Raw genomic sequence first — 2,534 nt, 5'->3', positions numbered from 1 at the left:
TCCACAGTCCACTTACGTCCTGGCATGAGTCAAACACCTCTCTACGTCTATTTTACCTCACGTCATCTGTCTGGGTTGACTCTGGGGCCAGTATAATTCAACTGAGGTGGGTCATTTTCATTCCGGCGAACCTGGGTCAATTATAGTCCGGCGTTAACAAAAGAAGGCTTATCCGATTAAGGACGCAAGTCAAAATCCGAGGGATGCGGTGCAACGGGTGGAGTTAATGATACACACCATGTGAATGGTATAGGCGATGACCTTGTTGAATCAGTCATTGCAGGAACGAAAGTACCGCATAGAATGGATGTTGGGAGAGGAAATTCAAAAACAATAGATAGAGTGGGCGTAGACTCCAACTGTATGGTATAAATGCCCCTTGGGGGTTCCAAGAGGCACTGTCATAAACAAACATCTCTCCCTGCTATAGTGATTCATTACGGGCATAGACGTACGACGCAATGACTGTAACTAATCCCCAGATTACAAGGGGTGACAAGATTCCCCATTTAATCATCGATGACGGAAGGAGCCACGCTAACACAATGATTATGATGCCCATTGGGATACCTAAATTACCTGCTAAGCGATGTGTTTTTCTCCATGATTCTTCACTGGAGAGACTCCATGGAGTACGGATGCCAACCACCCAATTCGATTGAAGGCGAGGCAACACATTCGCCAACAAGAGCAAAATGACCCCAATCACTGTTGGCAAAATTCTTGCTGATGCCCATTCACTTTGTAGTGCATACGTTAACACCCAGAATTGTACTGCTCCCAAACAAAGAACCACGATACCACCTACAGTTCGATATGTTGACCAAAAGCTCGCGTAGTTCTTTCTCTTTGGGTCAATTCTCCAGACAAATTGCCAAAGGATCATGATAGCTAACATGATTAAAGGTACGGTAATGATCCCCTCCAACCGAGAACTGAAGGAGTTGGGCTGTCCGTTTGCGTTGAAATGTGTCGCTATTTGATTAGGTAAGTGACGGTAGACTAAAACTCCGAAAATAGCTATAAGTAACCATACTATCCATCCCCACCAAGGGATAGCATTACTCTTCATCTTGTTCATTTGAACTTCCACCCCCAAATTTATCAAGGAGCCAGTTTAACCACCCTTGTATGACGCTTGTATTCAGACGATAGACCACATACGTTCCTTCACGTTGATCTACAACCAAATCCGCATTTTTGAGTACGTTCAAATGACGACTAACGGTTGGCTGAGCATGCTTAAAATGGCTTGCAATTTCACCAGCCGTCATAGGTCGTTCCTTCAGTAACTCGATGATTTTTCTGCGGGTCGGGTCTGACATGGCTTTAAATACTTTGTCGTTTATCATGACATTATTGTATAGCTAATTGGCTAAACATGAAACCATGTAACATTGTGTTAAGCGCCCCTTGGAGATTCCAAGGGGCATTGTTTTGAATTCAACGCTCGCTGAACACCTTTTTTGCAATCGTCATGGCATTCATTACTCTTGGAAAGCCCACATACGGAATGCAGTGCAAGATTGCCTCGATGATCTCGGTCTGCGTCAATCCCACATTCAATCCTGTGTTGATGTGCACGGACAGTTCTGGCTCACAATCTCCTTGCGTGGTAAGGCACGTTATGGTCAGCAGTTGTCGCTGTTTCAAGTCCAGTCCAGGACGGCTGTAGATGTCTCCATAGGCAAACTCGATGATGTACTTTCCCAAGTCAGGAGCGATGTCCTGGAAAGAGGCAATTGTGCGTTCTCCCCAGAGAAGGTCTGGTACTGTGCCTGGGAAAAGTAGGGATCTTGAGCGAGAAATTCGAAACCGCGTGTGCATAGGGAGCACAGGGAGTATTTATTATACGTCGGAGACTTGGGTTGGTTAGAGTCTCAAGTAGTGGTGTAAATTACACGGCTGGATCTTGACGAAAAAGCCATCGAGTGCAATCTACTAAAAGTGACGAGCAAATAGTAGAGGAGGCACATCGATGGCTTCTACAGACAAGATCGCACTTTTGGAGTTAATTCGCAAGATCGGATTGGATGATGGGGATGTGGATTTCCTGAAGGAGGGGTTGAGAGTCCTCACCCAGGCGGTGATCGAGGCGGAGGTGAGCTCTCTGATTGGTGCTGATCGGTATTGGTATTAAGTCAATAGAATAGACACCCCAAAACAGAGAAATTGTAAGTTTTAATATTCTGATAGGGTTTCTGTTCCCACTCAGCTTGCCTTGGGAGGGTGTAAAATATTTTGTGTAAACTCCCAATCCCCTAACGGGAGTAACAGATTGGGAGGACATCAAAATGACGAAGGTTTCGAAGGAATTCATACAGCAATTCATCAAGGAGAATGACCTGAAGTCCACGGAAGACGTTCAAGCCGCACTGCGAGATTTGTTCGCTAGCACGATGCAAGGAATGCTTGAGGCCGAACTGGAGACGCATCTGGTGTATTTTGTCAAGCAGAATTCCCCGAAAAAATCGTGTGTTCTTCCCCATGGATCAGACGGGGAATTTTAGCGCTGTTTCATGAGTGCATGCTTC

General features: G+C 45.5%; 3 protein-coding genes and 2 pseudogenes. 2 read left to right on the top strand and 3 right to left on the bottom strand.

What is annotated here, in order from left to right; translation table 11 throughout:
- Positions 1–424 precede the first annotated feature (424 nt).
- From C7445_RS14270 to C7445_RS14260, 3 genes are all read right to left on the bottom strand, one after another.
- Complete coding sequence (locus tag C7445_RS14270; RefSeq protein ID WP_243835215.1) at positions 425–1,081, bottom strand: SdpI family protein; 657 nt, start codon at positions 1,079–1,081, stop codon at positions 425–427.
- The gene (locus tag C7445_RS14265) at positions 1,062–1,352 is read right to left on the bottom strand and encodes an autorepressor SdpR family transcription factor (RefSeq protein ID WP_134161374.1); all 291 of its coding nucleotides are present in this window, start codon (positions 1,350–1,352) and stop codon (positions 1,062–1,064) included. Before C7445_RS14265 ends, C7445_RS14270 begins: the two co-directional genes overlap by 20 nt.
- A 91-nt stretch (positions 1,353–1,443) precedes the next feature.
- Positions 1,444–1,743, bottom strand: coding sequence for a carboxymuconolactone decarboxylase family protein (locus tag C7445_RS14260; protein ID WP_243835216.1), 300 nt, complete (start codon positions 1,741–1,743; stop codon positions 1,444–1,446).
- 235 nt (positions 1,744–1,978) lie between these two features.
- Here C7445_RS14260 and C7445_RS14745 point away from each other — a divergent pair.
- Together C7445_RS14745 and C7445_RS14805 are read left to right on the top strand one after the other, a co-directional pair.
- Positions 1,979–2,131 (top strand): annotated as a pseudogene (locus C7445_RS14745) (IS256 family transposase); the annotation flags it as partial.
- 163 nt (positions 2,132–2,294) lie between these two features.
- Positions 2,295–2,444: pseudogene (locus C7445_RS14805) on the top strand (IS256 family transposase); the annotation flags it as partial.
- Positions 2,445–2,534: the final 90 nt, after the last annotated feature.

This window comes from Alicyclobacillus sacchari (genome assembly GCF_004366795.1).
In the GTDB taxonomy this organism is placed as follows: Bacteria; Bacillota; Bacilli; order Alicyclobacillales; family Alicyclobacillaceae; genus Alicyclobacillus; species Alicyclobacillus sacchari.
Note: the sequence above shows the minus strand (reverse complement) of the source record. Positions and strands in the feature narration are given on the sequence as shown.